The sequence below is a fragment of the Psychrobacter sp. HII-4 genome (assembly GCF_904846595.1).
Classification (GTDB): Bacteria; Pseudomonadota; Gammaproteobacteria; order Pseudomonadales; family Moraxellaceae; genus Psychrobacter; species Psychrobacter celer.
In genome coordinates, this window is sequence record NZ_CAJHBJ010000058.1 from 1 (window position 1) to 7,046 (window position 7,046).

Consider the following 7,046-nt stretch of genomic DNA (forward strand, 5'->3'; position numbering starts at 1 on the left):
CCATTCTTCTTGGTGTGTTTATCACGACAAAAAGGGCAGTTTTTTGATCCATGGCGTTGATTCCTTGCAAATATAGACAGTATATAGCGTTAGACCATACGCCAGCATGAAAAATGTCCATTACACCCATTTTGGACAAAATAATAAACAATAAAAGCAATGCCTAACACACCGATCACCATCGATAAAACCCAGCTATTCTCCAAACGCTCAGCTGGTGTCATCTCTGATTTAGCTGGTAGTGTCTCACTGACAGGATCCACCAGCAGCTTTGGATCGACTGTGATGGTGTCCCCTTTTTTTGGCATCATCATGCGGTTTAGTAGAGGCACGATAATCACCAATGCCGCGACGATAATTAAATTGTAGCCCGCAAAGATGGTAGCACTCGTTGGAATAACACCAATGGTATCAACAAACGGATGCCCTTCTGTGGCAATAGACAACGGAATCGATCCTGAAAACCCAGCGTGCCAGATGATAAAGCCTGAGTAAGCGCTGGCAATCAATAAACGATAATCGACATCATGAACCCGTTTGGCCAGCTCTTTGGCAAATAGCGCGCCAATCACCAAACCAAAACCCCAGTTGATCCAGCTTGCTGCTAAAGACACGAGGGTGACCAATATAATCGCACTACTGGGTGAATGCGCAAAACCGGCAATGTAACCCAAGCCTTTTTTAAATATCGGACTACTTGCCAGCACAAATCCTGTGACCAGCACCAGCACCATCTGCATCGAAAAGGCGAGCAGCGCCCAAAATCCATCGCCCCAATACGTGACCATCTCTATAGGAGATGACTCAGTGAGCCCTAAGCCCATCACAAAAATTACTAAGGTTAATATCAGCACAAACAAGAATGGATCAGGTAAGTATTTTTCCATCAAGCTATTGGAAAAACGAGTAATTGCTTTCATAAGTAAACTCCTTTTTATTTAAAGACGTCCTTGGTCACTGTTATTTTTATCTAGCCTATCCTATCGTCTATTTTCCCCAACCGCTACACATTGCATACAGTCTCACTCGACCAGCTGCCACCCAGGCGTTGAGTAGTACTTGTCTTGATGGGCAAATAACGGATGCGCTTTGGCTTCTTGTAAGCTAAGCACTGGGGTGACGCAGACATCAATGGGTGCGAAATGCCGCTGCCAATGAGCGAGTGTCTGACTGGCAAAGGCATCGCTCACAGCCTTTGCTGCCGCTTGACTCTCAGGGGAGTTTGGCATAACGCCAAGCTGCCAATGGCTGTCTTTTAGTGCTGGCAGTGCCAACGCCTCGCACAGCCCTTGCCAAAACTTCAGCTCCAATGAGCCAACCGCCATATAGCGATTATCAAGGGTTCTGTACAATCGATAGCAAGGCAATAGCCCGCCCAAAAAATCAAAATGCGGCGCAGGCATGTCTCCTGAAAAGCTTTTGACCAGCGCGCCCGTTTCCTTGGGCATGACCAGATGCTGGTATAAGCTGTGGGTCATACTGACCGCGATATGACGACCCTTGCCGGTACGCTGCGCGGCAAATACTGCAGCGAGCAGCACAATGACAGCGGTATCACTGCCGCCTGCCAAGTCTGCAAACTGTACATTGGGCATGGCCTGCTCACCACTTGCGGTTTTTAATTGGTCAAGGACACCACTCATCGCCATAAAGTTGATATCGTGGCCAGCTTTATGCGCCCAATCATGACTGGCTCGTGGGTGATTGATCGCACTCGCATCTATCGCAGCGCTCTCATTGGACTCTTTGGCCGTCACGCCGTAGCCAGTGATTGATACCATCACAAGCTTTGGATTAAGCGTATGCAGCGTTTTGGCATCCAATCCCATGCCTGCTAACACACCAGGACGAAAGCTATCGAGCATGACATCGGCATCTTTGATATGCGCTTTGATAGCCGCAATGCCTTTGGGATCCCGAAAGTCATGTCTTTCGGTAGTTTTACCATGGTTTAATGCGGCAAACAGCTCACCGAAGGCTCTAGCAGGGTCGCCATTTTTGGGTTCGATCTTGATGATTGTTGCACCCAAATCGATCAGCAGGCGCGTGGCAAATGGCCCTGGCAGGTTACGCGTCAAATCAACCACTCGCAGCCCTTGTAAGCAGTCTGCCATGGAGTTTATGGTTGAATCAGTCATCAAGTCAGTCGTTACATTAGTCATCAGAGAACACCTCACCTTTAGCCGCCATATCGAGCACTATTTGCGCTGGCTGAAACCGCTCGCCGTATTGCTCAGCAAGCTCACGACTGCGTGTGATAAACGCCTCTAGCCCCATGGCATTGATAAATTGGAGCATACCACCGTGATGCGGCACAAAACCCCAACCAAAGATAGCACCGATATTGGCATCCGCGACAGAGCGCACGATATTTTCTTGATAGCATTTAGCCGACTCATTGGCTTGAATAAACATCAAGCGATCGATTAGCTCTTGTTGTGATGGTTGCTGTGCGCGTGGTGGATATAAATTCAGCCCGATAAACTGCTTGGGGTGCGTATTGGCCTGAGCCAATCCAGTGATCGGTATCGAGCAGTATCACCTCGATGCCCGCTTTGGCGGTGACATAAGCAATGCCCGCGCCCATCATGCACGCATCCAAAACACCAACTTTTTTGGTGATCGTGCGCTCAAAGCCATCAGGACGCGATTGACCTTTTTTGATACTGTTTAGCTGCGTCCAAAGGGGTATTGATCAACATTTAAAGATTATTGAGTAAATTCTTACACACTGCTAGAGGTCGGCAGTCCATAGGCTACTTTTTCGATGACCTCATCTTGCTGCAGCACCATCAGCTCATAGCCTTGAATCACCCCATTGTAAGGTAAATGACCATCAAACTGCTGATAATGCTCACGGATACTCTGCTTGATTGTCGCCTTGCGCTCGCGCTCATCTAATGTCGCAAACCCACTTGGTAAATGCACCTCAGTTGCCAACGCCGACCCCCATCGAGACAGCCAATTGGCCCCGTCAATAAACGCAAAATCGACCTGCGCTCGCAGGCGATAGTGAGGCAAAGAGTCAGAGGGTTGCGCCACTTGAGCTTTAATCTGGGCGATATCTTCTGCATATGTCTGATAAGGCAGCTCAAGTATCTCAAACAGCGTGGCCAAAAACGCATCAGCACTAAAGTATCTGTCCATATAACTGCCATCAAGCCCAAGATGACGATGACACAAGACATGGCGCAAGCGCTCACAAGCAGGTATGGTATGGCCTAACGGATAGCCCATGGCTCTAATGATATCTGGCGCACGCACCTCTAAGGTGTTGATTTGATTAACAATATACTGAGAAAGCGGGTGCTGCGGGCGATAGTGACGAGTGTATTTAGAAAGATGAGATGAGTGGCTCATGATGGTGGACACCTTAGATTCCTATAACTCCGACGAAAAATAATAAAATCAGGCACAAATGAGGATGTCGGAGTACAGGCTCATGCGCTTTACCAGAGTTGTTTTATATCGTGCTGGAAGTTGCAAGGGTTGCACACCATCATTCAACTGACATCATCGTCGTCAGTAGCGATTGGCAATACAAAACTGTTAAACCCACGATAAATCGTTTTATGATGATAGCACATCAGATAAGCGTAAATAAATACGGAACCGTGTGTCTGTTTGTGAATAATTATTTTACCCTCAAATATCTGCTTTTTTTAGATGAAGTCCATCCTTTAACCTTCACCCCCACTCTTTAGTCCTCTCCATAGTAGGTTGCGTCATCCACCCAAACGATGGGATCTTCGCATAGGTGAACCAAGTGATACCAGATATCACTACTGCGGGCGATACGGTGATGACCGCCGTCGAAGTAATCGACTTCCCAGCTCTCAGGCAGATTGACCAAGGTTCGTCTGGCCACCGCCACATCCAAGCTTTCATCGTCGACCTCTACCATGACCCGCATCATCTCGGTGTTTGATGTCGGAAAAGACAGCTTCCTATCAGAGATGTTTGGAATACGATCGGCCAACACCTCACTCGGATAGATACAAGGCGCAATCAATAACGCTCGCAAGTTGTATTGATGAGCGAAATGATTGGCAAACCAGCCACCCAGTGAATGTCCTGCCAATACCACGCGCGGATACTGTGTTATTTTTTCACGAATCAAGGCATCATAAATCTCAAACACTTCTGCAAAGTTGTCTCGGTAATTGACCGTTTGGCAATACTTTGGCTCACGGGTGATACAGGTATATTTGCTGGTCTCATTGCTTGAGTCGAGACCGTGAAAAAACAACAAAAACGTGTCATTGTTTTCGATAGGAAACATCATAGCGTTCTCCTTTTTTAATAATTATTTAGGCTTATTTTTATTAACTTGGCTTATAAGTTAAACCGCTTTTTGGCTAGCGACTTGCGCTTGGTATAAAGCCAAAATCTCCTCGCAAGCCTGTATTGAAATATTTTTTGCAAAACCCTCATTAAACCAAAAGTCATAAACAGCTTGAATAATACCTTTTACCGCTTGCGCATCCTTCGGCTTTTGCTTTTTTAGCTTAAGAGCAATGTCTTGCGCCTGTATATCCGACTCGCTATAAGGCGCACTCCAGCCCACGCAGTAACGATACAGCACATCGTTAATCGCTAAGACAAATATGGCATTGGCCACTCCAAAGACGCCAATCAGCCGCTCAAACAGCGCACAGCGTTCCTCATAAACACTGGCCTCTATCGGCATTTCGGACTTTTCAAACAGACAATCAGCACTGACTATGTGCGAGGGCTTACTAAAATCCTCCCATAGCAATGGATAAGACCCACCAATACCGCCTTTCTCCACCACGTTAAAGCGCCAAATGGCGTAATGCGTCTTAGCCCCCTTAAAGGGCAGGTGTATCAGCCACTGCATCAGCGCATCACTGTCATAAATGATATGACTGCTACCGATACGCACGCCTTGCATGGGCAGTACATCGGTGTATACACTCGCCATGTCATCACTATAAAGCTTTACTTTATTTAGATTTTCTTCACTGATATCACCGAGCTTGGCCCCTGCCTCTATTATGTTTCGATAGGGCATAAATGGCGCGACAAAGCTCAGCGTCTCATCGCTATTATTCACAAAGTAAATGTCATCTACATAATTGTCTACCGACACACTTTCGAGATAAAACAAGGGTTTTTTTCGTACTCGCCCTTGCTCATCACTGGCCAATGCCGTTAACCCAGACAGTTTTGAGCGACCTGCCCACTGCATATTGTCTACGCGTTTTTGCTCAAATTCATACGTTAACTTTGTCATTGTCATATCCTTATTATTTTAGTTTTGCGTTGCTTGTTGCATAGTTTGTCGAATTGCTGGTTTTATTGTTTGACAGCACTTGGCGATATCCTTGTTTTCGGCAAGCCGAGTCTGTTCGCCATTTTATTAAATGACGTCACTTATCTATCAGTTAGTATTTATAAAGGAAAGTAGATTAATCGCTTTGGTAAAGCAGTTGTTTTATGAAGCGGGTTTTTTGACGCAGTTCGCTATCGTCGTATCGTCAACACGTTTGTCAGACTCACGAGCGTTTTTTTAGTTTTATGTGTGTTAATAACTAAGTTTTTTTGAATTTTTGCAGGCAAAGGAAGATAAGATAAAACGAAAATAGCATCATTAAAGACAACTCAGTTAAAAAGTGAGGCATTGCGCCCCGAGGGTTCACTGTTTGTCCAGTTGTTGTTTATAGTCAGTTCTAAATAAAATCGATACGCTCATATGAACGGGCAACTGGTATAATTTTTCCTTGCTTGCTGTGTCTACGCTGACAGATGCTGCGCAAAATTCATACCAGCTGCATTGTATCGTTTTTAAAGTGAACCAACTATATCCGGTTATGGTTTTAGAATTATTGCTGCCTGACTCAATAACTATAATATAAAGATTGATAAAAATACAGTGTATTTATATCATCTGCGACAACGGCTGTCGCGTATTCACACTTACGGTGAGTCATGAGTCACACTCATAAGACAAGACCTACTCAGCGGCATCTATCAGAGTATTTAGCGTGTCTACCATGTCGTCATCGAGCAGATGATCTTCTATATAGTTGAGCAACTGATGGATGGTGTTTAGATCCATCGCTCTGATGTCCAAGCTGGCCAGCGCCTCGTTAATAGATGCTAAAGAAGTTGCTGTATCGCCTAAATCGCCTGCAGACTCACCATGGACCAGCCAGTATATTTTTTCTAGCACGGTGTTTTTTTCGGTCAAGGTAGAATAACCGTCGCCTTGGATAAATAGATTAAAGTGGTACGGTATCTCGATATCATTGATAAAAAACGTACGCATACAGTCTATGGTATAGGCTTGTTTGTCTGAGCTATCATTTGAGTTTGAGCCTTCATTACTGCCTTCGGCTTGCTCGTACTCCAGCTGCTCTGTTACCAAGCTGCCTAATATCTGATAACCGCCTGCTTTTACCTTGTGATTATAGATAATCGCTGCATCCGCTATGGCATCAAAGATGACCGCAGCGATGTCCAACGTATTATCATCGATATCATAAAATTGCTTTAGTGCGGGCAAAAACTCGCTTAGCTGGTCTTCAGGCACGTGCGTGAGAAACTGCTGCTCGTATATTTTTATCATGTCTTCAGGAGCGTAGGTGTTTACGTTGTCGGTCTCGTTTCTGCCAGTGGGTTGTAACGGCAAAAAGTGATAAGGGTTTTCTTTGGTCATGCAGGACGGCCTTGTTGTATGAATTGATGGTTTTATAGCGGCTATTATCTCTTATTTAGAGGTTTTTAGATATACGGTCTAGATGAGCGCGACCGATGCGATATCGTCCGTTCGATATCAAATTAACAATCCTTAGCAAAAAAGCCCTTTAACTAATGCCGCGGGCTTGGTATCTTGCCTCGCCATTCTTATATTGCCAAAGGTGTTTACCACCCAGCATTTTTACCCCTTTATTGGCTAGGGCGTGTTGAACATTCGACCATGGCACTGACAGCGACTATTTTTTAGGCGATTCGATGTTAAAAATAATAAGTTTAGTCATTCTAAGCGCTTATTTTTAACGATGAAGCGGCAAAAAAGAGTC

At 45.2% G+C, this 7,046-nt stretch carries 7 protein-coding genes; all 7 read right to left on the bottom strand.

Annotation, left to right across the window (positions count from 1 at the left end; genetic code table 11):
- Positions 1-89 precede the first annotated feature (89 nt).
- Positions 90-920 carry a TIGR00366 family protein gene (locus tag JMX98_RS13165; RefSeq protein ID WP_265089390.1) on the bottom strand — a complete coding sequence of 277 codons (831 nt, stop codon included), beginning with the start codon at positions 918-920 and terminating at the stop codon, positions 90-92.
- A gap of 102 nt (positions 921-1,022) precedes the next feature.
- On the bottom strand, positions 1,023-2,138 hold the full coding sequence (locus JMX98_RS13170) for a CaiB/BaiF CoA transferase family protein (protein ID WP_201587241.1): 1,116 nt from the start codon (positions 2,136-2,138) through the stop codon (positions 1,023-1,025).
- Positions 2,139-2,154: 16 nt separating this feature from the next.
- A complete protein-coding gene (locus JMX98_RS14150) occupies positions 2,155-2,514 on the bottom strand; it encodes a hypothetical protein (RefSeq protein ID WP_265089391.1) in 360 nt (119 codons plus the stop codon).
- Between the two features lie 210 nt (positions 2,515-2,724).
- Positions 2,725-3,360 (bottom strand): hypothetical protein, encoded by a 636-nt coding sequence (locus JMX98_RS13180; RefSeq protein WP_201587237.1) that lies wholly within the window; start codon positions 3,358-3,360, stop codon positions 2,725-2,727.
- Positions 3,361-3,700: 340 nt separating this feature from the next.
- A complete protein-coding gene (locus JMX98_RS13185; RefSeq protein WP_201587238.1) occupies positions 3,701-4,285 on the bottom strand; it encodes an alpha/beta hydrolase in 585 nt (194 codons plus the stop codon).
- 57 nt (positions 4,286-4,342) lie between these two features.
- Positions 4,343-5,257: a hypothetical protein gene (locus JMX98_RS13190; RefSeq protein WP_201587239.1), complete on the bottom strand. Its 915-nt coding sequence runs from the start codon at positions 5,255-5,257 to the stop codon at positions 4,343-4,345.
- Between the two features lie 720 nt (positions 5,258-5,977).
- Positions 5,978-6,682: a hypothetical protein gene (locus tag JMX98_RS13195; protein ID WP_201587240.1), complete on the bottom strand. Its 705-nt coding sequence runs from the start codon at positions 6,680-6,682 to the stop codon at positions 5,978-5,980.
- Positions 6,683-7,046 lie beyond the last annotated feature (364 nt).